This window comes from Massiliimalia massiliensis, from assembly GCF_900155615.1.
Lineage (GTDB): Bacteria > Bacillota > Clostridia > Oscillospirales > Ruminococcaceae > Massiliimalia > Massiliimalia massiliensis.
Genome location: NZ_FUHT01000003.1, coordinates 444,983 through 467,096 on the forward strand (window position 1 = coordinate 444,983; position 22,114 = coordinate 467,096).

The following is a 22,114-nucleotide window of genomic DNA, read 5'->3' on the forward strand; positions in this document are numbered from 1 at the left end:
AGGAGAATCAATACAGCTATGAATAAAGAAAATAGATTTTTTAAGGGGCCATATGGAATAATGCTGACCCCTTTCTTGCCAAACGGTAAGGTGGATTACAATCAAATCGAGGAACAGGCGGATTCACTCTGTCAGACTGGCATTACCGGATTGGTTACCTGTGGATCGACCAGCGAGTTTGTTATGCTTTCTGCGGAAGAAAACAAGCAGATTATGAAGGTAGTCGCCAATGTGGTTGGAAACAGGAAGCAATTGATTTGCGGCGCTACCGGGCCTGACAGCAAAACGAGTATCGACTATCTCAGCTACATGTCGCAGCTGGGAGCGGTTGGCGCGTTGATTGCGCCGCCTTACTATTACCAGTATGGCGGTGATGAGATTGTGGAATTTTATCGCAGCCTGGATGCGAATTGCTCTGACGTGAAGATTATTGCATACCAGATTCCGTCCTTTTCTTCTCCGATTCCTTTGGACAAAACTGTTGAGCTGATGGGCCTGCCTCATGTTGTGGCGATGAAAAATAGCAGTGCTGACATTAAACAGATTATGCATCAAATCAATCTGCGCAACAATGTTCGGGATGATTTCTCGATCCTGACCGGGACTGATGATGCATTGGTGCCATGTCTGTCTGGTGGCTGCGACGGCAGTTTTACTGCTTTGGCGTGTATTTTCCCAAATGAAATCTGTAAGATTTATGAGGCAGTGGAAAATCATGACCTGGAAACAGCGCTGAAGCTTCAGGGTGATTTGCTCCCATTAACTAGATTAGCCGATCAGGTGACCTTCCCTGTGGGCTATAAGATTCTGGCGGAGGTAGTAGGAGTTTTAAAGACCTCCTACCGTCAGCAATTTGGCGTCAAGGCAAAACAGGAAGCCGAGCATATTGGGGAACAGATGCGCCAGCTTTTGCGGGAGAAAAAAATCAGCTGACATCGGCATATAGCCTTACGAAAAAACAGTGAAAAAGAAAAAGGAACAGGCGCGGATTGATTCCGCCTGCTCCTTTTTTCCTATATTGATCAGCCTGTGCTGAGATCGAAACAGCTTTGAACTGAAGGGGTGGGGTAATGATGGCCTTAACAAATGAACTGTACAGGGTGCTTGCCGGCGCCGGCTTTGATATTCGGGATATCCGGCCGCTTTCCTGCGGGGATGACAGCGACGCCTACTTGTGCGATGATGTATATGTCATGAAGGTGCCGAAACGGGAGGCTGTAAAAAAGACGCAGGCCTTGGAATTTCAGCTATACCGTTTTTTGGAGTCATTTTCCTTTCCCTGCGAGATTCCAAAGGTCATTTATCAGGGAGAAGCCTTCAATATGATGACTTACATCAAAGGCGAGCGGCTGGCCTATGAAAATTATCACAAGCTAAGTGAAAAGGAAAAGGATCGTCTCGCCTGTGATGAGGCGGAATTTTTAAAAGCGCTTCATTCTGTTGAAATTCCAGACAGCCACCCGCTTTATTCCGAACTGAAGCTGGAGGTCAAAGACCGTTTCCTCCAGGATCAGAAAAACCTGCTTACAATTTTGAAGGCTGAAAAACTCCTTACCCCCGGCCGTCAAGCTTGGGTTGAGCGGATTTACCGCGATCTGCTCGATATGGATTTTCTGTTTGCATACCGTCCGTGCCTGACACACAACGACTACAGCGCAGACAATATGCTTTATCAGAAGAATCGGCTGACCGGAGTCATTGATTTTGGCGATGCTGTCATTGGAGATCCGGACAACGATTTCCTCTGCCTGCTGGATAACAGTACAGACGATTTCGGGAAGGATTTCGGCAGGAGGGTTTTACGCTACTACGGGCACCCGCACCCTGAGCTGGCAGAGCGGAAGGCTGAGATTAACGACGCCTATTGGCCGGTTCAGCAAATTCTTCTGGGTCATTCCAGAAAAGAAGCGCAGTTATTTGAGGAGGGAATCCGTGATTTGGAAACGGTCAGATTCTAATTCCCGGATAGATATAATGATAGCAGCCGATTAATCCAATGGATTCTCGGCTGCTTTGTTTTTTATTCGATGTGGACATGGACACCGTTGACCTGAACGCCTTCGTCAGCCCGTATAACAATATATTTTGTTCCATCGATAACTCTGGTCTGGACGAGATCCCGGCGCTGGGCGCTGACCTGGATAGTAACGTCCGGGGTTTGCACCTCGATTTTTTTGTCATTGATGATATTTTTCGGGCTGAGCTGCATATCCTTGCCGAATGCCTCATCATATTTTTCTGTAAATGCCTCCAACCGGTTTTCTGATACTCCGCAGGAAGCCAAAACTCCCTTGACCGCCTGCTTGGACACTGCGAGGGGTTCGGGTTCTTTTCTTTCCTTATGTTCTGCAATCAGATTGCAGAATTCCTCATGTACCGTCTCCACCACATCATAGCTGCAGTCCTCCGCCAGAGTATCCTCTAGGATTGCTTGGAAGGTCTCCTTCTGTTCCGCAGCCGGCATGGGCAGAGGGCAATGAAATACCTCATCCACAAACCCGGTATGGTTCTCCGCGATATCGCGGGAATAATAGAGCGCATTATAGATATTCGTACTCCGGTCATCAAATGCCGGAAACAAAAATCCGAGCTCAGGCGCGGCTACCAGCCAATCAATTGCACAGTTGCGGAATTCTTTATCTGTCATATAGTAGCTTAAGGCCGGTTTGGTCATTTTAATTGGACAGACGCTGCACAATATGTAAGAATAAACTTCGGAAGAGACGTCCTCCTGGTGTTCTCCATCTCTGGAACGATAGGGGATATCATAAACGTCATGGACGAGCAAAATCAGATAATTCCCCTCCAGATCAAGCGACCGGACAGCCTTTTGATAAAAGGCGTGAACTGCTTCTTCGTCCTTTAAGGCGGAATCCCGCAGAGCCGCTAACAGTCGGTGCTCTTCACTGTCTACTACCTGCTGGGTCTCAAATTCAATATCCATCAGATTTTTGTTGAGGGAGCCGGAGAGTGTTCGCCGCAGAACCTGGAGAATATTTTCAGTTTCTTCCTGTGGGGTCGAGATCAAAGGCTGTTCAAATTCCGAGACGATTTCCCGCTTTTCATTAACGCAGCAGCCCCGCAGAACAGAAATGTTATTTTTATCCGGCCGAAAACGGCGCCGGATTTCAGCAATTTCTTTTTCATTCATGAATGACAGTTCCTTTCCTTTTTACATACAGCTTCTATTTTATCATAAAGGACGAAAAAAATCATGTCTTTTCCGGGCGCTTTTCGCCTTCGTTTACGTTCATCCTTGCAGCCCGGTAATGGAGCGGCGTCACTCCAGTAAATTTTTTAAACACCTTTGTAAAATAGCTTTGATCCTCAAATCCGACCAGCATTGCTGCATCGGTTAAACGGATCGACTGCTTCAAAAGGATTGCCTTGCTGTGTTCGATTCGTACCTTATTGAGATAGGTGTTGAAGGACAGCCCAGTTTCCTGTTTAAACACCCGGCTGAAATAGGCGGGAGAAAGAAATACGAGCTGCGCCATCTGCTCCAGGGTAACATGCTCGGAATAATGTGCGTTAAGATACTGGATACTCTGATGGATAACACTGGCATGTTTGGCATTTCTATAGTTAAAGATGCGGTCCATAAAGGTGTTCATCACGCCTGTCAGCCAAAAACACAGGGAATCTATGTCGGAGAGGTTTCCAAGGTCATGGAGGTATTGCTGGCTGAGCCGCAGCATCTCCTCCGGATCTCCTCCGGCTTGGATGGCGCTCCGGGAAATCAGAACCAGCAGCTCGTAAACCCTGCTTTTGGCGCCGTCAAAATCTCCGCTCTGTGAGAAAAAAATAAAGCCGAACATTTCGTTTAGAAGCCGCTGGGCTTCTGGCTTGTCTGCATGTTCTACCGCCTGCAGCAGAGCCTTTTCCGTTGCAAAGGGATAACGCGGAGGTTCGTTTGTGCTTTTTAAGTACTGGATATATGCGGTAATCTGGCCTTGAATGGCGTCAGAATCCTGGGTTTCCAGCATCCGGTTGGAGGAGGAGACATTATTAAGGAACCCGACAGACATAAACAGGAGGGTGGAAAGATGCGAAACGATATCCGGCGCCACAAAAGGAACATTTTCCAATTCCCGGCAGAGAGCGGGAAGTTTCTCCTCCGGAATTTTCATCTGCTCTTTCAGGTCGCAGGCAATATAATCCTGCAGCTCGACCATCAAAAACGGGCCGACAGTAATTTTGGCTTCACTGCCTTCACTGCCCAGAATCGGGGATACAAAAAAGGTCAGACCCATTGGGCCGAAATAGATATACTTGCCCCCAAAGCGCTCCGCTTCAGACATGCCGTAGATATGCGTTTGGATGCAGTTTTCATGTTTTAGCCCGGCCAGTCCGCACATCCGGCAGGAGGCACATCCGTAGCCTTTCTCAAATAAAATAGCGCCGTCCTTGTCAGAAACAGTGCATCCGAGACCTGTGGCAGCAGAGAATGCGGAGGCGCATTCTACGGCCAGGCGGTGGTCAAAAGCCTGATTTTGTTCCATGACAGTATCCTTTCCCAGTATGATCTTGCTTATATTATAGCAGGGAATGATATGTAAGAAAATAGAAAAATAAGGTTTTTTTGGTAAAATTTTATGATTTTTGGAATAATTCCAAAATTATAATTTTCGGGAGGAAAAGTGGGCAAAAAAGTACTAAATTTATTTCTTTTTTACAAGAAAGATTTCTAAAAAAGCGGTATAGTTTAGAAGACGAATATTACTCAAATATAAAAATTGGAGGATCGGTATTATGGAATTATTAAATCAAATCAGCGAAAATTTACAAAAGGGAAAAGCAAAAATTGTCAAGGAGCTGGTTCAGCAGGCGATTGATGAGGGAATTTCAGTAAAACAGATTTTGGAGGAAGGCCTTTTATCAGGCATGAGCGTTATCGGGGAAAAATTTAAAAATAACGAGGTGTTTGTACCGGAAGTATTGGTCGCGGCTCGCGCAATGAATATGGGAGCGGCTCTGCTCAAACCGCTGCTTGCTGATGCAGGCGTAGAAAATGCCGGCAAGGTCTGCATTGGAACAGTACAGGGAGACCTGCACGATATCGGCAAAAACCTGGTCAAGATGATGATGGAGGGCAAGGGGCTGGAGGTAGTTGATCTCGGAACGGATGTCGCCCCGGAGACTTATGTAAAGGCGGCACAGGAACAAGGATGCCAGATTATCTGCTGTTCTGCCCTGCTGACCACAACAATGCCCTATATGGGTGAGGTGGTAAAAAAAGCAGAGGAAGCGGGAATCCGCGATAAGGTGAAGATTATGGTCGGCGGCGCACCGGTTACACAGGCGTTCTGCGACCAAATCGGCGCGGATGTCTACACACCTGACGCTAGCACTGCAGCAGACGCCGCAATAGAGCTTTGCCAGAAAGGAATAGGCGCATGAAAACAGCTAAATATTTATGGGAGATAGCCCGGGGAACAGAACAGCGCGCTATGCCGGTACTTTCCTTTCCTGCTGTACAGAAAATGCAGGTGACGGTAAAGCAACTGGTAGAAAGCAGCGAGCTTCAGGCAGAGGCGATGGAAACTGTGGCAAAGGCAACGCCGTCTATCGCGGCTGTCAGTCTGATGGATTTGTCGGTAGAAGCGCAGGCATTCGGGGCTTCAGTCCGTTTTTCTGATGATGAGGTGCCTACTGTGACAGGACAGCTTGTTTCCGATGAGGAGGAAGCAAAAGCCTTGGCAGTGCCAAGCGTTGGAGCCGGCCGCACCGGAGTATGCGTGGAAGCAATCCGGATGGCAAAAGAACGGATCCAGGACAGGCCGGTTCTGGCGGGCGTGATCGGGCCGTATTCTCTGGCAGGCCGGCTGATGGATGTCACTGAGATTATGTATCTCTGCTATGATGAACCGGAAACCGTTCATCTAGTGCTGGAAAAGGCAGCGGAGTTTATCATCAATTACGGCCTGGCATTCCGCGAAGCCGGGGCGGACGGTATGGTGATGGCGGAACCGCTGGCGGGGCTTCTCTCAGCGGAAATGAGCGCGGAGTTCTCCTGCTCTTATGTTAAGAAAATTATTGAAGCATTGCAAACGGAGGATTTTGCTGTCATTTACCATAACTGCGGCAATTCGGTCAACAATATGCTGCCAGAAATTTTCTCTTCCGGAGCTGCAGCCTATCATTTCGGCAATGCAGTTGATATGCGGGAAATTTTGGATCAGGCGCCGGCAGATGTGCTCTGTATGGGAAATATCGACCCGGCTGGGCAGTTTGCCTCCGGGACGCCGGAGAGTATCCGCGAAGCGACGATTTCGCTGCTGCAGGCATGCGGAAACGAACCGAACTTTATTATTTCCTCCGGCTGCGATATTCCGCCGCACAGCAAGTGGAAGAATATCGAGGCATTTTTCGGCGCTGTGGAAGAATTCAACCACACTCGTTCATAGAAAGTGAAGCAGGATGATGAATTATCAGGAAATAGCAAAAAAGGTGCTTGCACTGGGAGCGGATCGCGCGGGCGTGGTTTATGTCAGTGAAATTGAATTTGAACCATCCTTCCGAACGCTCTGTGAGCAAAATTCCTGCGGGATGTATGGGAAAAGCTGGATGTGCCCTCCCTATGTCGGGGAATATCAGGACTTGATCCAAAAAGCCCGGGAGTATGAAGCGGCAATCGTTTATCAGACAATCGGTCGCTTGGAGGACAGCTATGATTTCGAGGGAATGATGCAGGCGGGAGAAAAAATGAATCGCCTTACCCAGACCATCCGTCTGGAATTAAACACGCTGTCCGGCTATGAAACGCTCTTTCTCGGAGCCGGCGGATGCAGGGTTTGTACAATCTGCGCCAAAGCAGAGGAAAAGCCGTGCCGGTATCCTGACCAGGCGCTGGCTTCCCTGGAGGCTTACTGTATCAATGTTTCCAAGCTGGCTCCCCTGGCTGGGATGAAATATATTAACGGGCAGGATACCGTAACCTATTTTGGAACGGTTTTGTTAAAAAGGAGCGTGGGCGCGTGCCTAAAGTAACCTTCATTTCCCAGAACGGGGAAACGGTAATCACAGCGGAAAGCGGCGCCCTTCTGTCCGACCTTCTGCTGAGCGGCGGCAGTCCGTTAGAAATGCCCTGCGGCGGAAAGGGAAGATGCGGAAAATGCAGAGTCCGTGCGGAAGGCGCCCTGAGCAAAGCAACGGCGGATGAAGCTGCCGCGCTTCGTCCGGATGAGCTGTCTGCCGGTATTCGGCTTGCCTGCTGCACCCGGCTGCTCGGCGATGCCGCTGTATGGACGGCTAATCGTTTAGAAGAGGGACAGATACAGGCAGAGGGAGCTGTTGGCTTCTTTACAAAAAAGCCCTATTTCCGGCATTATGGCGCGGCGGTGGACATTGGGACAACTACCCTTGCCGCCCGGCTGTATGGACAGGACGGGCCGGTTAGTTCGGCGGTATCCCTTAATCCGCAGCGTATCTTTGGCGCGGATGTGATTTCCCGAATTCATGCCGCAATGAACGGAAAGACCGAGGAGCTTGCCCGGTGCGTTCGGGAAGAAATATCGAGACTTCTTGTTAAATTAGCTGATGACGCAGGAATTTCGGTAGAAGAGATTGACGCGGCAGTCATTACAGGGAATACGGCAATGCTCCACCTGTTTGCCAAGGCCGACCCCTCGCCGCTCGCAGCCGCACCCTTTCAGGCAAAGGAGCTGTTTGGGAAGACCGGAGAGGGAAAGGATTTTGACCTGCCCTGTCATCCGCAGGCAAAAATCTATCTTCCCCGGTGTATGTCAGCGTTTGTCGGGGCAGACATTACAACGGCGCTGCTCGCCAGTGGGATCTGCGATAGAGATGAGACTGCGCTTCTGGTAGATATTGGGACAAACGGGGAAATGGCGCTTTGGCATCAGGGTAATTTACTCTGCTGTTCGACTGCCGCCGGGCCCGCGTTTGAAGGAGCCGGATTGTCCTGCGGGATGCCCGGTGTGACCGGCGCGATTGACCGGATTGCGCCGGAGGATGGAAAGCTGGCTGTACACGTGATCGGAGATGTTCCTGCGGCAGGAATCTGCGGAAGCGGCGTGGTTGATGCGGTCGCGGCGATCAGACAGCTAGGCTGGATGGATGAAACAGGCCGCTTAAGCTCGGAGGAGGACATCAGCCTTGCCGGCAGCGTGCGGATCATCCAGAAGGATATCCGTATGGTACAGTTGGCAAAAAGCGCTGTCTGCGCCGGTGTGAAAACCTTGCTGGACACCGCCGGAATTGACGCGGCGTCTTTACACACCTTTGCTGTTGCCGGAGGCTTTGGAAGCTACCTGAACCTGAGCAACGCTGCCAGAATCGGTCTTTATCCGCCTGAACTGGAAAAAAAGGCCGCTGTGCTAGGAAATGCGGCGTTAAGCGGCGCTGCCATGCTGCTCGAAAACACAGATTTTATCAGCCGGTCCGAGCAAGCGGCTCATGGCTCCGATACAGTAGATTTAAGTGTGAATCCGGTATTTATGGAGCAGTATATCGAATGTATGGAGTTTTAAAAAAGGTTATAGATTTTGAAATGCGAGAAAAAAGCGATACATCACAGCTTAAGCTGCGGTGTATCGCTTTTTATTGCAATTCATGCAGTATTCAGGCGGCGAAAAACAGCTCCCAATGGTTTCCATAATAATGCGGTGACTGCAATATTGCCGATTCCATGCAGGATATCAAACGGAATTCCAGCAATCCAGTAATTAAATGCCATGATGGGGCCGCCTATCACAAAATAGGGGAGCGAGCACAGCGCGCCAAAGCAAAAGCCATAAAGCCCGCTTAACAAAGCCCAGAACCACGCGGCTTTTCGCTTTTTAAACAGCAGGCAGATGCATACCAGTAAGGGCCAGATATACAGGTAATTGATCCACCATAACCCAAATCCATAAATCACACCCTCCAGCAGAATAAAAATACCAACCGACAGAAACACAAGCCGGGGAAAATATAACGTATATAGGATGATGAGGACAGCGCATAGATGAATATTGGGAAGCCCTGACAGGATGACCTGCTGGATGAACAGAATACCGCCCAATAGTGCCGCTAAGACTAATTCGCGCAGTTTCATCAATATCCAACCTTAAGGGTCAGTTCAAAGGAATCGCCGTCCTGAATCGGTGTCAGATCAACGCCTGTGTCTACATTGTTACCACCCTTGGTCAGACACCACCATTCCTGTTTCCCCTCATCTGCCTTTATTCCGTCTACCGTATGGATAAACAGGCCATATTGACCGTCTTCGCCCTCGATAATCTTTTCCTGCTCCAAAACGTCACCCAGGTACTCTGCGTCGGTCTGCAGTTGATACGTACCTTTGGTTTCTCCGTCTACCATAACTGCAACGGTAATCTCTTTCGCGCCCTCTGTCGGCTTGGGAGAAAAAATCAGGTAAAGTCCTGCCAGCAGCAGGGCGATTGCAGCTACAGCCGCAATTCCAATGATCAGTTTTTTGTTTTTCATCGTGATGATCGATCCTTTCTTGTGGAATTGGAGCTGGTTTTGCCTGCAGCATCGCTATTTTGGTGACGAAAGCGACAAAACACTGCTTGAAAAATTTGTCTTTCAAACCTGATGCTCCTTCATTCTCGTGAATTACGCATCCAGATGAACCGGTAATCTGACTCGGCAGCAAATGCTGGTTACAGTAGCGGAACTGTGTGGGATTTTCACCCAGCTTCCCCGGGGCATTTCATCTGGCTGATATAGACTAATATACCAAATCGTGATAAAATTATCTAGGAAAAAGACAGGATTATTTGTATTTTTTTGCGAAGATTGATAGGAGCGGTACAATGTATGAAGCAATGATTCATGAGATGCTGTATGGCGAAAAGGAAGCTTCCAGGATTACGGATACGTTTATCCAGACTTTTGAACCAGGCTGTAAAATCGGACCAGATCGTCATCCTTCTATGGAAGTGATCTGTGTCATTGACGGAACCAGCTATATGCTGATCCATGGGCAGATGGTAAGAATCAATAAGGGAGAATGCTTTATTTTATTTCCTGATATTGAACATAGCTTTCTGCTGAATGACAGGCAAACCTGCACGCTGGTGAACGTTCATTTTATTCCGCCGGCACAGTCCTTCTTTGCGCAGAATCTTCGAGGAATGGGAAAGGAAATGCGGCTGTTCTACGAGATGAAAACCCATAAAAGACAATATCTGAAGCTGAGCGATAATGCGGTAATCCGCAATATTTCAGAACGGATCATATCCGAAAGCAGCCGGAGAAAAAAGTCCTCTGAAATTCTGACAAAATTATACCTCTGTGAGCTGCAGATACAGCTTGCTGATATTCTTGAGGATGAATCCGGGGTCTTTCAGAAGAATCTAAATTCCTATCTGGCCGAAGCACTGTTATATATCCATCTCCATTATGCCGAGGGAATTCACCTGTATCAGGTGGCCGAAGCTGTCAGCATCTCTCCGCGGCATCTGTCCAGGCTTTTCCGGGAACACTTTCAGGTCAGCGTGCAGGGCTATATCAACACACTGCGGCTGGAGCGGGCCAAAAAGCTGTTGGAAACTACCGCCTTATCTATTACGGAGATATCTCAACGTCTGCAGTTCGGCAATTCTCAGTATTTCAGCTCAGCTTTTAAAAAGCAGGAGGGGATTTCTCCCGGAGAATATCGGAATTTTGTCCGGATTTCGAACAATCCAGCCGAATAATTGTCTTTAAAATGAACGCGTCGGAATAAATTTCCCGCTATAATTAAGGTATATTAAATAGGAAGGGACTTGTGATTATGACGCGACGCGAACGTGTTCTCCAGGCAATTCGCCACCAGCCGACAGATATGGTTCCCTATGAAGTTTTACTGACTTCGCAGGAACGGAAGGAGCTGGAAAAATATACTGGAAATCCCGGCTATCTCTCTACGGTAGGAAATCATATCAGCATCCAGTGGTACAGTGAGACCATGACGGAGACAGAACCCGGATCTGAAATTTTTTGCGATACCTGGGGCGTGTACTGGGATAAATCCAGCATTGAAAAGGATATTGGATTGATTAAGGGCGTGCTATTAGAAGAACCTGATATCAATGATCTGAAGGTTCCTCCGTTTGAAGAGGCAGGCTGGCGAAACGGGATAGAAACAATGCTTAAGGAGGCAAACGGCCGCGCCTGCTTTGCCGCACTAGGTTTTGCCCTGTATGATAAGGCTTGTACCTTTAGAGGAACCGAAAACTTTCTCATGGATCTTTTACTTGAGCCTGAATTTACGGAAGAGCTTTTGGATGTGATTTTAAAACGCTGCCTGGAAGTAGTGGATGTGGCGCTGGAATATGATATCGACGGCTTCTATTTTGCAGACGACTGGGGACAGCAGAGAGGTCTGATCATGGGGCCTGAGCTTTGGAGGCAATTTATCAAGCCAAGAATGGCAATCCTGTATGACCGGATTAAAAAGGCGGGGAAAATTGTTGTGCAGCATTCCTGCGGAAACAATCTGGATATTTTTGAGGATTTAATTGAAATAGGACTTGATGTGTATCAAACTTTACAGCCGGAAATCTACGATTTGCCACAGATAAAAAAGGATTTTGGCGACAGACTGGCTTTCTGGGGAGGCATCAGCACACAACGACTGCTGCCGTTTGGCACGCCGGAGGAAGTAAAACAGGAGGTGGAAAAAACACTAAAATTGATGTCAGAGGGCGGGGGATATATTGCGTCTGCCTCTCATGATATTGTCGAAGGAATTCCGCCTGAAAACGTGATTGCGCTGGTCGATACCCTGATGAATCAAAAATAAGATAGATTTAGACATTCTCCTGAGTAAAGGATCGCTGATTGTGATGGTCAGTCCTTTACTCAGGAGAATTTTTATTGGGAACAAGTATTTTGTATTTGCTGATAATTTTAAATTTTTCACAGAAATTTTCATAACCTCCAGTTTCTTGGGAAAATATAAATAGGACATAGAAAAAACTGTAATAAATAAAAATTGAAATGATCAAAGCAAAGGAGAATTTCTATGAAAGCAAAAAGAATTCTTGCGGCTTTGCTTGGCGGCATAATGATGCTGAGCATGGCGGCTTGCAGCAATGATGGGAAAAATGAAGGCAGCTCTGCCGGTTCTTCTCAGGCAGGCGAAGAGACAGCCGATTCTCTCACTATCTGGGCGTGGGACGACACCTTCAATGTGGCGGCGGCCAAAACCGCAATCAAGTATTATGCGGAGAAGGAACCGGATGTTAAGGTAAATGTTGTGAGCATGGCGCAGGACGATATTATTCAAAAACTAAATGCAGCTCTTTCTACCGGAACCTACGACGGGCTGCCAAACATTACTTTGATTGAGGACTACCGGATTCAGAATTTCCTCACCTCCTATCCGGGAGAAATTAAGGAACTGACCGGCAGTGTCGATCCCTCGAAATTTGCAGATTATAAGCTGAAATTTATGACGGATGTTGACAAAATTTATGGAGTCCCCTTTGACAGCGGCGTTACAGCCCTATTCTACCGCACCGACATCCTGGAAGAAGCAGGATACCAGGAAGATGACATGGAGGATCTAACCTGGGAAAAATATATTGAAATCGGGAAAGCTGTAAAAGAAAAGACCGGCAAGGCCATGCTTACCCTTGACCCAAGCGATATCGGCCAAATTCGGATTATGATGCAGTCGGCCGGAGAATGGTATGTCAAGGAGGATGGGGAAACCGTCAATATCAAAGATAACCAGGCGTTAAAGGACGCGGTTGCCATTTATAAGGAAATGGTGGATTCCGGTATCAGCAAACAGGTTGCGGACTGGGATTCCTTTGTCGGTGCGTTTCAGAAAGGGGAAGTTGCTACGGTTCCTTCCGGCTGCTGGATTGCTTCTTCCATCAGGGCTGCAGAAGACCAGAACGGAAAATGGGCGGTTGCTCCGATTCCTCGCCTGGGCAACAATGAAAAATCGGTGAACTCCTCCAACCTGGGCGGCGCTAGCTGGTATGTACTGGAAAATGTTAAAGGCGCGGATACCGCTGTGAAATTTCTGGCGGAGACCTTCGCCTCCAACGACGATTTGATGAATGACCTGGTTTCGGAAATCAGCTTGGTCAGCACCCTTAAATCAGCAGGCGAGCTGGAAAACTATAAAAAAGAGAATGAATTTTTTGGCGGACAGAAAGTTTTTGAAGATTTTGCAGACTGGACTGAACAGATACCGGCAGTCAATTACGGACTTCACACCTATGCGGTGGAGGATATTATGACCGAAGCGGTTCAGTCGATTGTAAAAGGCGCTGATATGGAAAAAACACTGCAGAATGCACAGTCCCAGGCTGAAGCGGCTGTGGGTTAAATCAAATACGCGCTGAAATCACAAAAGGGTGAACCAACAACGCCCATTTGTCCGCACAGTAAGGAGATGACCATATGCCAAAGACCAAAGGATACAGCATGGAGCATAAAACCAACCGCTGGGGCTGGGTGTTTGTTACGCTCAGTACCCTGTTGATTTTGCTGTTCGTGTTTTATCCGATGATCCAAACCCTGATAACCTCCATGCAGTCGGGGATGGGTTCCAACCTTTCCTTTGTCGGGCTGAAAAACTATACCCGGCTGCTGGGAGACGCGACCTTTAAAAAAGCGCTGTTTAACACATTTTTATATTTGATTATTCAGGTGCCGGTTATGATTATTCTGGCGCTGCTGATCGCGGTTGTGCTCAATGACCCAAAGCTCAAATTCCGTGGTGTGTTTCGCACAGCGATCTTTCTGCCCTGCGTCACCTCCCTGGTGGCGTATTCCCTGATCATGAAGAGCATCTTTGCGGACGATGGATTATTCAATAAAATGCTGATGGGGCTTCGCATTATCTCCAGCCCGATTCCATGGGTTACAGATCCGGTATTTGCAAAAATTTTGATTATTATTGCCATTACCTGGCGTTGGACAGGCTATAACATGATTTTTTATCTATCCGGGCTGCAGAATATCGAGCCGTCAATTTATGAGGCGGCTGATTTGGACGGAGCTTCCGCCTTTCGGAAGTTTACCGCCATCACCGTTCCAATGCTCAAGCCAATCATCCTTTTCACTACCATTACCTCCACCTCCGGAACACTGCAGCTCTTTGATGAGGTCATGAACATTACGGGAGGCGGTCCGGCAAATGCTACCGTTTCCATCTCTCAGTATATCTATAACCTCTGTTTTAAGTATTCGCCTAATTTCGGTTACGCTGCCGCGGTGTCCTATGTGGTTGTATTGATCATCGTAATCCTTTCCTTTATCCAGTTCAAGATAGGCGGGGACAAGCGCGAACATTAACGGTATGAATTGCAGACGGCAAAGATGAAACACATTGCGCATGAAGCTGAACAGCCTGGCTGTCAGGCCTTCAGTAAACCGAAATCGGATCAGATTCCGAAGAAAGGAAATGAATATCATGGGGAAAAAAAGACTTGCACGGGCTTTTAAATATCTGTGGCTGACGGTGGTGTCCTTTATTTCGGTTTTCCCGTTTTTTTGGATGATCATCGGTTCAACCAATCGTTCGATTGATGTTACCCGAGGAAAGCTGACCCCGGGCAATTACTTTATGGAAAACCTAAATACGCTGCTCGCCTCTGATCAGGGTTTTCTGCGCTCGCTTCTCAATTCAGCGGTCATTGCGGTTCTTACAACGATCCTGGCACTTTTAATTTCCTCGCTGGCGGGCTATGGATTTGAAATTTTTCGCTCTAAGGCAAGAGACCGGCTGTTCAGCGTGCTGCTGCTGTCAATGATGGTGCCGTTTTCCGCGCTGATGATCCCGTTATACCGGTTTTTCGGATCATTGGGGAAAACGCCGCTCAAAATTATTGGGTTGAATACCCTGCCCTCAGTGATCATCCCAACCCTTTCCACTGCATTTTTGATCTTTTTCTTCCGGCAGAATACAAAGTCGTTCCCGAAGGATATTCTGGAAGCCGCGCGGATGGATGGGCTTGGTGAGCTTGCAATTTTCTTTCAAATTTATTTCCCAACAATGAAGGCAACCTATGCCGCGGCCGCAATCATCACCTTTATGAATAGCTGGAACAATTATCTCTGGCCTTTAATCGCTTTGCAGACTCCGGACAAACGGACGGTTCCGCTGGTGATCTCAGCGCTTGGTACCAGCTATACTCCTGATTATGGCCTGATTATGACTGCGATCGTCATAGCTACCTTACCGACAGCGCTGGTGTTTTTTGTAATGCAGAAGCACTTCGTTGCCGGAATGCTGGGTTCGGTAAAATAGAAAAGGAGGCAGAAACTAGGAAAGTAAAGTTTCTGCCTCCTTTTTGTTTTGCCAATAGGATGAAATATAATTGCAAGGAGAAAGTGACAAAATACATATTTGAATATTGTGCATATCGTATAAAACAAATTTTGTTATCAGGTTGTTTTTTATAAAAAATCTGTATTTTTGAAAAAATTGGCACTAGGAATATGAACGGTTCTATGATAAATTATGAATAAAGCTAATACGCGTATAGCAAAATCGAACATCGACGCCTCAGGGCTTCTGCCCTGACATAGAAAAGGGAGAAAAACTATGAAAATGAGCAAAAAATCTCTGGCGGCAATTTTGGCTGCCGCCATGATGACGACCGCTTTTGCCTCCTGCGGCTCCAATGAGAGCGGGAACACCAGCGGCAATGCTTCCGGTGACGCGGATGCACCGTATACCTTTAAGGTCATTTCCGAAAATTCAGCCGATGATCCAACCAGCGACGTGCATCCAGTGAAACTGGCGCTGGATGATTATATCAAAGACCATCCAAATTTCAGCTATGAGTTTGAAACGGTAAAGAAATACGACATTGCTTCTAAAATTGCGATTCTGATTTCCTCCAACGACGTTCCGGATATGTTTACCTATGAGGACGGAACCTCCCTGGATGCGCTGATTGAGCGGGACGCAATCGTTGATATCGACGAGGATTTTTCAAGGATCGGCGTAGAGCTTGAGGATGTTGTCCTGCCGGGCGCAATCAATTCCAAGCATGTTTTAAGCAATCACGAACATATTTATTCTCTGCCAATGCAACTGACCACCAACGGCGTTTGGTATAACAAGCAGATGTTTGAGGAAAAGGGGTGGAGTGTCCCCACCTCCTGGCAGGAATTCCAGCAGCTCTGCGCAGATATTAAAGAGGCAGGCGTGCAGCCCCTGGCCTGCAACGGTTCTGATAAATGGCCGATTACCAGATGGATTATGCTCTATGCCGACCGGATGGAAGGGGAAAGCGTTCATCTTGATGCAAGTCAAAACAAAAACAACCGCAGCTTCCGGGATGATATCTTTGTAGAAGCGGCAACCGAAGCGCAGAAAATGTTCCAGAACGGATATTTTGGCGAGGGCTTTAACACTGTAGAAGCCTCTACGCAATACCAGATGTTCCTGACAGGGCAGGCGGCGATGATGTACAGCGGCTCCTGGCTGCTTGCCACCTGGACAGACCCAGAGGTTAACACTCTAGGGGAAGAGAATATCGGCTACTTCATTCCGCCCGGAATCGAAGGCAGCAGCATCGATATGGAACACGCTTCCCAGATGGATGACCTGTCCTGTGCGACCGCGCTTTGCCTCGGAAAAGAAAAATTTGAGACTGGAAAAACTCATGACTTCTTAAAGTACCTGTTTACAACCATGGGCGACCGTCAGAGCGAAATCGGAATCATGACCCCATACGTCACTACAAAGGATCTGGATTATTCCCCAACTCAGCAGTTGATCGTTGACCAGCTTCAGAAATCTCAGTACCCAACCCTCTGGTTTGAAGCGAAGATGGACAGTGCAACCACTGATATTGCGCTTGAAAATGCACAATTGCTGGCAGAGGGCAGCATGACTCCGCAGGAATACTGCGACCGTCTGGCCGATTCCGTTGACGAGGCCTTCCCGGCGGAATAAGCAACGTTAAAATAGAATCTGTTATCTGAAGCATGACAAACAAAGCCGCCGGTAAAAAGATCGGCGGCTTTCTGTTATCAGAGGGTGAGAAAATTATTCTGTAGGAGGGAACAAGATGGAAAAAATTCTCCGGGACAAAAAGGCAATCCTGGTTTTTATTCTGCCTGCTATTATCGCGTATACGGCTGTCGTATTTTTCCCGATGTGCCAATCATTTTACTTCACCTTTTTTGAAGGGACACCAAACGTCAATTTTGAGTTTGTGGGCCTGCAAAACTATGCAAAGCTCTTTGGGGACGTTAATTTTAAGGAGAGCTTTTTAACTACAATGCAGTATTTCTTCGTGACCGGCGGCGGCTGGATCGTATTTGGGCTGATTGTTGCCTTGATGCTGCAATACGGGCTCAACCATTTTTCTAATGCGGCCCGTACCATTATTTACCTGCCGGTTGTAATTCCCGGCGTGGCGGCAGCAGCGCTCTTTTCCAAGGTGCTGGAGGTGACGCCGACCTATGGGCTTCTGAACAGCCTGCTGGATGTTATGGGGCTGGATTCCCTGATCCGGGGCTGGACTGGGGATTCCGCGACCGCAATGTGGATGGTTTGTCTGGTCGATCTCTGGAAGGGGATTGGATATTATACCATTATTTTTTATGCAGGGCTGATTAATGTTCCGCCGGAGGTAGAGGAAGCGGCCCGGATTGACGGGGCCGGGAAGCTGACCACCATCTGGAAAATCGTGCTGCCGCTTTTAAAGCCGGTTACTATTATGTGTGTTGTTCTGGCGATTATGAACTCGCTGAAGGTTTACGATATGCCGCTTGTTTTGACAGACGGCGGGCCCGGACGGGTGACGACGGTACTCTCCATCTATATGTACAAGATTGCATTCACCAAGTGGCAGTATGGCTATGGAAGTACAATTGCCATTGTGATGTTGGTGCTTACAATTGTGCTGACCCAGGTCGTTATGCGTCTGGATCGAAAAGAAAACGTCTAGGAAGGAGGAAATTTCATGCAAAGACTGGGAAGAGGCATCCTAAAATTTTTCATTATCTTTTTATTGGTTATCGACCTATATCCAATTATCTGGCTGATATTGTCCTCCTTCAAAACCTCGGCGGAATTTATCAAGCCAATGTTCACCTTGCCGGAGAGCCTTTACCTCGACAACTATACCGTTGCGATTGAACAGGCAAATTTGGGCGTCCTCTTTAAGAACACGTTGATTGTTACGGTGGTTTCCATTATATTTGTCTGGATATTCAGCTCCACCGCGGCTTTCGCCGTTACGAAGATGAAATGGAAGGGCTCAAATCTTGCGCTCCTTTATCTTACGATGGGGATGTTTATTCCGGCGTTTGTGCTGCTGCTGCCGCAGTTCCTGCTGCTCCAGCAGACCCATCTGCTCAACTCCTTGCTGGGACTGATCGTAGTTTTTAGCTGTACCTCTCTTTCGATGGCCTTCTATCTTCTTACCGGCTTTTATAAATACCTGCCGGATGAGATTCTGGAGGCAGCGGTTATCGACGGCTGCGACATCTACCGATGCTTCTTTAAAATTGTCATCCCGCTTTCTTTAAACGGATTTGTCACAGTGATTATGCTGACCTTTGTTGGGATTTGGAACGATCTTTTAATTTCACAAACCTTTGTTTCCAGCAATGAAAATAAAATGCTCCAGGTAGGCCTGGCTTCCTTCATTGATGACCGTGGAAACCGGGAATGGGGTCCCACCTTCGCTACCATCTGTGCCGCGATTGTCCCGACCCTGGCGCTTTACCTGATCCTGAATCGGAAAATTATCGACGGGCTTTCCGCCGGAGCGGTAAAAGGATAAGCAGAGTGAAAGATAGAAACAAGAAAGGAAGCTTTGTGTTACATAAAGCAAGGTGATTACCATGAATGAGATTGACCGCCGCCATCAAGAAGCGATCGAGAAGGCGGAAGCTTCTGTCTCCCAGGTAAGGGAGGAGGTAGCCAAAGACCCGCGAAGGATGAAATACCATCTAATGGCGCCCGCCTACTGGATCAATGATCCCTGCGGCCTGGTGCAGTTTCAGGGAGAATATCATATTTTTTACCAGTTTAATCCCTATTCCCCGCTTTGGGGCGATATTCACTGGGGCCATGCGAAAAGCAGAGACCTGGTGCATTGGGAGCATCTCCCGATTGCAATTGCACCGAGCGAACCCTATGATACCCACCCGAAGGGAGGAATTTTCACCGGCTGCGCCATGGCAGATGACGATAAAATCAAGGTGATTTACTGCGGCTCAACCTGGGCGGGTGAAAACCTGCGCCAAGTGCAGTGTCTGGCTACCAGCCAGGATGGGATACGGTTTCACAAATATGAGCACAATCCGGTGATCCCGGGCTTTCCGCCCGAAGGATCGGAAAATTTCCGAGACCCAAATATCTGGAAACATGGAGATACCTATTATATGGTGTTGGGCTCCTGCAAGGATAATCGCGGCAAGGCGCTGCTTTATACTTCGAAGGATATGGTGGACTGGGAATATAAAAGTGTGCTGGCAGAAAGCGACGGCTCGCTCGGCACCATGTGGGAATGCCCGGATTTCTTTCCGCTTGACGGAAAATATGTACTGATTTTTTCCCCGATGGGTCTGGGCAAAGTAAAAGGGCTGTATCTTGTCGGAGATTTTGACTATGAATCCGGAACCTTCCACTGGCAGACAAAAGGGGAATTGGACTATGGCTTTGAGTATTATGCGCCGCAGACCTTTGAGGATAACAGTCATCGCCGGGTAATGTTCGGCTGGCTCAATTCTTGGGACTGGATGCCCTGGTTTACCTCCTTTGGCCCGACTGTAGAGCAAAACTGGTGCGGTTCCATCTCTCTGCCCCGCGTTCTTCATCTGGATGAAGAAAACCGGTTAATCTGTGAACCTGCGGAGGAGACAGCCGCTTTGCGGGGAGAACGCTTTCATTGGGAGAGCGCTGTCCTTTTACCAGGCAGCCGGTTCATCCGGGACAGGGTGAGCGGAGAATGCCTGGAGATTGAGATAAAATGGGATATTTTAAACAGCTCGGCGAAACAAGCTGGTGTGTATCTGCGGATGGGAGAAGAAGAGAAGATACGGACGGTCGTCCAGTATGATCTCGGTACACAGGAGCTTTCCGTTGACCGCAGCCAGGCAGACAACTGCAGCAAAGGAATCAGCCGATGCACCTGCCTGCCGGAAGCGGATGGGACACTTACGCTCCGAATTTTTGCAGATACCTCCTGCATCGAACTCTTCGCGAACGGCGGGAAAAGCTGTATGACCAACCTGATCTATCCTGACCCGACCTGTGACGGGATAGAAATATTCTGCAGGGGCGGGTCGGCAAAGCTGCTCTCGCTTGATATCTGGAAGCTAAATCCGATTGGCTGAGGAAGAAAGGGCTTTCCTGAAAATGGCTTTGTAAAAAAGTTGGCAATTTTCTTTGTTTTTGGTATGATGGATTAGGGTGAGTCAAAATGCATGGGCTAAAAGAACTGCTTTCCTTCGGAAAGGTACGGAACAAATTTTTATATTTCACGCTTGCGATCGGAATCATTCCGTTGATTTTGGTGGGAAGCATTTCCTTTGTTATCGCCACCAAGAACGTCCGGGACAGCACGACGGAGCTTTTTGCAAACAATCTTGACATCTCCAACAATATTGTCAATCTCCTGTCCCGGAACATGGAAACACTTTCCCGTTCGGTTTTGGGAGATCAGACTATCAAAAATTATATGAGAGCATATCGGGAGAATCCAAAGGGATACCTGGATGCGAGGACAGTACAGAGCTTGGATACGCTGATTTCCGATATGGTTTCGGACAACAGTCAGTTTTTCAGTATGTTTCTTTTAAGCGAAGAAGGCTTCAAATACCAATACACTCCGTTTCCTTATTCCGCTGCCGACCTTTGGAAAATCCATTTTCAGGACATTTCAGATAAAAGCTGGTATCAGCAGACAGTCGGGGAGGATGGAAAGGAATGCTATTTCCTTTATGATGTGCTGGGGGAATATGCCGTTCAGCAGAATAATCCGGACTGTGTTTCTGTCACAAAGCTGTTAAAGGATACCCGTACCGGAGAAACCTATGGTATATTGGTGGTCAATGTACTGATGGCTTATTTCAACGAGGTGTATCCGATGGCAATCCAGTCGGACGACTCCTGCTATCTGCTGGCTGATCCCAAAAGCGATAAAATCGGCTATATCGGTATGCAGGTTGGAGAAACTGACGATCTTAAAGAAGCGCTCGGCGCTTATCCGGACTCCTTTGATTCTGACCACTATATTATTACTCATATCCGCAACCAACGGACAGGTTGGGATTTGATCCATGTGATTGAAAATGCAAAGCTGGTTTCAGACGGGTTGACGATTCCATTGATCACTACAATTGTGATCCTTATTTTGATCCTGTTCTCAGTCTTTTTCTCGATCCTTGCCGCTAACACTATCACCCGTCCGTTAAAACAGCTCAACCGCCTGATTGAACGGATGGAAGACCGTGAAACAGCGGCCTCGATAGAATTTAAGGACGATGAGATCGGCCTGATAGGGAAACGGTTCCAGATGATGATCCAGCAAAATGAACAGCTAAACCAAAAAATCACCAGCTTATCCCTGCTGGAAAAGGAAGCGGAACTCAATGCGCTCCAGGCACAGATCAATCCGCATTTTTTTTATAATACGCTTGCTACAATGTATTGGCTTGCAAAATTTGGAAAAAATTCAGATGTCGCCGATATGGCAATCTCCCTTTCTGATATTTTTAAAATAGCGCTCAAACGAGGAAATGACATGATTACAGTCGAAACGGAAATTGAGCATATCAAAAAGTATATCAACATTCAAAACATTCGGTATCAAAACCGGATTCACTTTCAGCTTTTGGTTGCGCCGGAAATGATGCAGAAGAAAATGTTAAAGCTCCTGCTCCAGCCGTTGGTGGAAAATGCGATTTATCATGGGCTGGAAACCAAAACCGGAGACTGGGAACTGACAGTCACCGGAGAATTAAAGGATAGCAGGATGATATTTGTCGTAGAAGATAACGGTGTCGGAATGACTGTAGATGATTCTATGCCGCAGGGCGTTGGCATTCAGAACGTGACGGAGCGGATTCGTCTGAAATACGGCGGGGAATATGGCTGCCAGTTTGAAAGCGAACCGCAAAAAGGCACCCGTGTTACGGTTACAATCCCGGATCGGGATGAATAGGGGGG

At 47.7% G+C, this 22,114-nt stretch carries 20 protein-coding genes and 1 riboswitch; of the genes, 16 read left to right on the plus strand and 4 right to left on the minus strand.

Annotation, left to right across the window (positions count from 1 at the left end; genetic code table 11):
* Positions 1-18: 18 nt before the first annotated feature.
* Both CZ360_RS06235 and CZ360_RS06240 read left to right on the plus strand, forming a co-directional pair.
* The gene (locus CZ360_RS06235) at positions 19-933 is read left to right on the plus strand and encodes a dihydrodipicolinate synthase family protein (RefSeq protein WP_077533306.1); all 915 of its coding nucleotides are present in this window, start codon (positions 19-21) and stop codon (positions 931-933) included.
* A 137-nt stretch (positions 934-1,070) separates the two neighbouring features.
* Positions 1,071-1,958 carry an aminoglycoside phosphotransferase family protein gene (locus CZ360_RS06240; RefSeq protein WP_077533307.1) on the plus strand — a complete coding sequence of 296 codons (888 nt, stop codon included), beginning with the start codon at positions 1,071-1,073 and terminating at the stop codon, positions 1,956-1,958.
* Between the two features lie 62 nt (positions 1,959-2,020).
* Here CZ360_RS06240 and CZ360_RS06245 read toward each other — a convergent pair whose 3' ends face one another.
* Together CZ360_RS06245 and CZ360_RS06250 are read right to left on the minus strand one after the other, a co-directional pair.
* Positions 2,021-3,151, minus strand: coding sequence for a DUF4317 domain-containing protein (locus CZ360_RS06245; RefSeq protein ID WP_077533308.1), 1,131 nt, complete (start codon positions 3,149-3,151; stop codon positions 2,021-2,023).
* 61 nt (positions 3,152-3,212) lie between these two features.
* On the minus strand, positions 3,213-4,502 hold the full coding sequence (locus CZ360_RS06250; RefSeq protein ID WP_077533309.1) for a helix-turn-helix domain-containing protein: 1,290 nt from the start codon (positions 4,500-4,502) through the stop codon (positions 3,213-3,215).
* A gap of 250 nt (positions 4,503-4,752) precedes the next feature.
* Here CZ360_RS06250 and CZ360_RS06255 point away from each other — a divergent pair, with 250 nt between their 5' ends.
* The 4 genes from CZ360_RS06255 to CZ360_RS06270 are packed head-to-tail and all read left to right on the plus strand — an operon-like array spanning position 4,753 to position 8,492.
* Entirely contained in the window at positions 4,753-5,400 is a 648-nt protein-coding gene (locus tag CZ360_RS06255) for a cobalamin B12-binding domain-containing protein (protein ID WP_077533310.1), read from the plus strand.
* Complete coding sequence (locus CZ360_RS06260; RefSeq protein ID WP_077533311.1) at positions 5,397-6,407, plus strand: uroporphyrinogen decarboxylase family protein; 1,011 nt, start codon at positions 5,397-5,399, stop codon at positions 6,405-6,407. Before CZ360_RS06255 ends, CZ360_RS06260 begins: the two co-directional genes overlap by 4 nt.
* Before the next feature lie 13 nt (positions 6,408-6,420).
* A complete protein-coding gene (locus CZ360_RS06265; protein ID WP_229408007.1) occupies positions 6,421-6,990 on the plus strand; it encodes a DUF2284 domain-containing protein in 570 nt (189 codons plus the stop codon).
* On the plus strand, positions 6,978-8,492 hold the full coding sequence (locus CZ360_RS06270) for an ASKHA domain-containing protein (RefSeq protein WP_077533312.1): 1,515 nt from the start codon (positions 6,978-6,980) through the stop codon (positions 8,490-8,492). Before CZ360_RS06265 ends, CZ360_RS06270 begins: the two co-directional genes overlap by 13 nt.
* Positions 8,493-8,572: 80 nt before the next feature.
* On the opposite strand, the gene CZ360_RS06275 is transcribed toward CZ360_RS06270, so the two are convergent.
* Entirely contained in the window at positions 8,573-9,058 is a 486-nt protein-coding gene (locus CZ360_RS06275) for a hypothetical protein (protein ID WP_077533313.1), read from the minus strand.
* Complete coding sequence (locus CZ360_RS06280; protein WP_077533314.1) at positions 9,058-9,450, minus strand: DUF4430 domain-containing protein; 393 nt, start codon at positions 9,448-9,450, stop codon at positions 9,058-9,060. Before CZ360_RS06280 ends, CZ360_RS06275 begins: the two co-directional genes overlap by 1 nt.
* 142 nt (positions 9,451-9,592) lie before the next feature.
* Positions 9,593-9,685: riboswitch (adenosylcobalamin-variant (AdoCbl-variant) riboswitch) on the minus strand.
* A 97-nt stretch (positions 9,686-9,782) separates the two neighbouring features.
* Between CZ360_RS06280 and CZ360_RS06285 the strand changes: the two genes are divergently transcribed.
* The 10 genes from CZ360_RS06285 (at position 9,783) to CZ360_RS06330 (ending at position 22,109) form a co-directional block, all read left to right on the plus strand.
* A complete protein-coding gene (locus tag CZ360_RS06285) occupies positions 9,783-10,667 on the plus strand; it encodes an AraC family transcriptional regulator (RefSeq protein ID WP_143530171.1) in 885 nt (294 codons plus the stop codon).
* A gap of 77 nt (positions 10,668-10,744) precedes the next feature.
* A complete protein-coding gene (locus CZ360_RS06290) occupies positions 10,745-11,755 on the plus strand; it encodes a uroporphyrinogen decarboxylase family protein (RefSeq protein ID WP_077533316.1) in 1,011 nt (336 codons plus the stop codon).
* Positions 11,756-11,977: 222 nt separating this feature from the next.
* Entirely contained in the window at positions 11,978-13,297 is a 1,320-nt protein-coding gene (locus tag CZ360_RS06295; protein WP_077533317.1) for an ABC transporter substrate-binding protein, read from the plus strand.
* A 74-nt stretch (positions 13,298-13,371) separates the two neighbouring features.
* Positions 13,372-14,268 carry a carbohydrate ABC transporter permease gene (locus tag CZ360_RS06300; protein ID WP_077533318.1) on the plus strand — a complete coding sequence of 299 codons (897 nt, stop codon included), beginning with the start codon at positions 13,372-13,374 and terminating at the stop codon, positions 14,266-14,268.
* A gap of 118 nt (positions 14,269-14,386) precedes the next feature.
* Positions 14,387-15,223 carry a carbohydrate ABC transporter permease gene (locus CZ360_RS06305; RefSeq protein WP_077533319.1) on the plus strand — a complete coding sequence of 279 codons (837 nt, stop codon included), beginning with the start codon at positions 14,387-14,389 and terminating at the stop codon, positions 15,221-15,223.
* A 297-nt stretch (positions 15,224-15,520) separates the two neighbouring features.
* Positions 15,521-16,882 carry an ABC transporter substrate-binding protein gene (locus CZ360_RS06310; protein WP_077533320.1) on the plus strand — a complete coding sequence of 454 codons (1,362 nt, stop codon included), beginning with the start codon at positions 15,521-15,523 and terminating at the stop codon, positions 16,880-16,882.
* Between the two features lie 115 nt (positions 16,883-16,997).
* Positions 16,998-17,882, plus strand: coding sequence for a carbohydrate ABC transporter permease (locus tag CZ360_RS06315; protein WP_077533321.1), 885 nt, complete (start codon positions 16,998-17,000; stop codon positions 17,880-17,882).
* A 15-nt stretch (positions 17,883-17,897) separates the two neighbouring features.
* The gene (locus CZ360_RS06320) at positions 17,898-18,722 is read left to right on the plus strand and encodes a carbohydrate ABC transporter permease (protein WP_077533322.1); all 825 of its coding nucleotides are present in this window, start codon (positions 17,898-17,900) and stop codon (positions 18,720-18,722) included.
* Positions 18,723-18,783: 61 nt separating this feature from the next.
* On the plus strand, positions 18,784-20,280 hold the full coding sequence (locus CZ360_RS06325; protein WP_143530172.1) for a glycoside hydrolase family 32 protein: 1,497 nt from the start codon (positions 18,784-18,786) through the stop codon (positions 20,278-20,280).
* 86 nt (positions 20,281-20,366) lie between these two features.
* Positions 20,367-22,109, plus strand: coding sequence for a cache domain-containing sensor histidine kinase (locus tag CZ360_RS06330; RefSeq protein WP_077533323.1), 1,743 nt, complete (start codon positions 20,367-20,369; stop codon positions 22,107-22,109).
* Positions 22,110-22,114: the final 5 nt, after the last annotated feature.

Bases quoted from the DNA above. Each gene is read 5' to 3' on its own strand.
- CZ360_RS06235 (WP_077533306.1), top strand. From the start codon at position 19: ATGAATAAAGAAAATAGATTTTTTAAGGGGCCATATGGAATAATGCTG.
- CZ360_RS06240 (WP_077533307.1), top strand. From the start codon at position 1,071: ATGATGGCCTTAACAAATGAACTGTACAGGGTGCTTGCCGGCGCCGGC.
- CZ360_RS06245 (WP_077533308.1), bottom strand. From the start codon at position 3,151: ATGAATGAAAAAGAAATTGCTGAAATCCGGCGCCGTTTTCGGCCGGAT.
- CZ360_RS06250 (WP_077533309.1), bottom strand. From the start codon at position 4,502: ATGGAACAAAATCAGGCTTTTGACCACCGCCTGGCCGTAGAATGCGCC.
- CZ360_RS06255 (WP_077533310.1), top strand. From the start codon at position 4,753: ATGGAATTATTAAATCAAATCAGCGAAAATTTACAAAAGGGAAAAGCA.
- CZ360_RS06260 (WP_077533311.1), top strand. From the start codon at position 5,397: ATGAAAACAGCTAAATATTTATGGGAGATAGCCCGGGGAACAGAACAG.
- CZ360_RS06265 (WP_229408007.1), top strand. From the start codon at position 6,421: ATGATGAATTATCAGGAAATAGCAAAAAAGGTGCTTGCACTGGGAGCG.
- CZ360_RS06275 (WP_077533313.1), bottom strand. From the start codon at position 9,058: ATGAAACTGCGCGAATTAGTCTTAGCGGCACTATTGGGCGGTATTCTG.
- CZ360_RS06280 (WP_077533314.1), bottom strand. From the start codon at position 9,450: ATGAAAAACAAAAAACTGATCATTGGAATTGCGGCTGTAGCTGCAATC.
- CZ360_RS06285 (WP_143530171.1), top strand. From the start codon at position 9,783: ATGTATGAAGCAATGATTCATGAGATGCTGTATGGCGAAAAGGAAGCT.
- CZ360_RS06290 (WP_077533316.1), top strand. From the start codon at position 10,745: ATGACGCGACGCGAACGTGTTCTCCAGGCAATTCGCCACCAGCCGACA.
- CZ360_RS06295 (WP_077533317.1), top strand. From the start codon at position 11,978: ATGAAAGCAAAAAGAATTCTTGCGGCTTTGCTTGGCGGCATAATGATG.
- CZ360_RS06300 (WP_077533318.1), top strand. From the start codon at position 13,372: ATGCCAAAGACCAAAGGATACAGCATGGAGCATAAAACCAACCGCTGG.
- CZ360_RS06305 (WP_077533319.1), top strand. From the start codon at position 14,387: ATGGGGAAAAAAAGACTTGCACGGGCTTTTAAATATCTGTGGCTGACG.
- CZ360_RS06310 (WP_077533320.1), top strand. From the start codon at position 15,521: ATGAAAATGAGCAAAAAATCTCTGGCGGCAATTTTGGCTGCCGCCATG.
- CZ360_RS06315 (WP_077533321.1), top strand. From the start codon at position 16,998: ATGGAAAAAATTCTCCGGGACAAAAAGGCAATCCTGGTTTTTATTCTG.
- CZ360_RS06320 (WP_077533322.1), top strand. From the start codon at position 17,898: ATGCAAAGACTGGGAAGAGGCATCCTAAAATTTTTCATTATCTTTTTA.
- CZ360_RS06325 (WP_143530172.1), top strand. From the start codon at position 18,784: ATGAATGAGATTGACCGCCGCCATCAAGAAGCGATCGAGAAGGCGGAA.
- CZ360_RS06330 (WP_077533323.1), top strand. From the start codon at position 20,367: ATGCATGGGCTAAAAGAACTGCTTTCCTTCGGAAAGGTACGGAACAAA.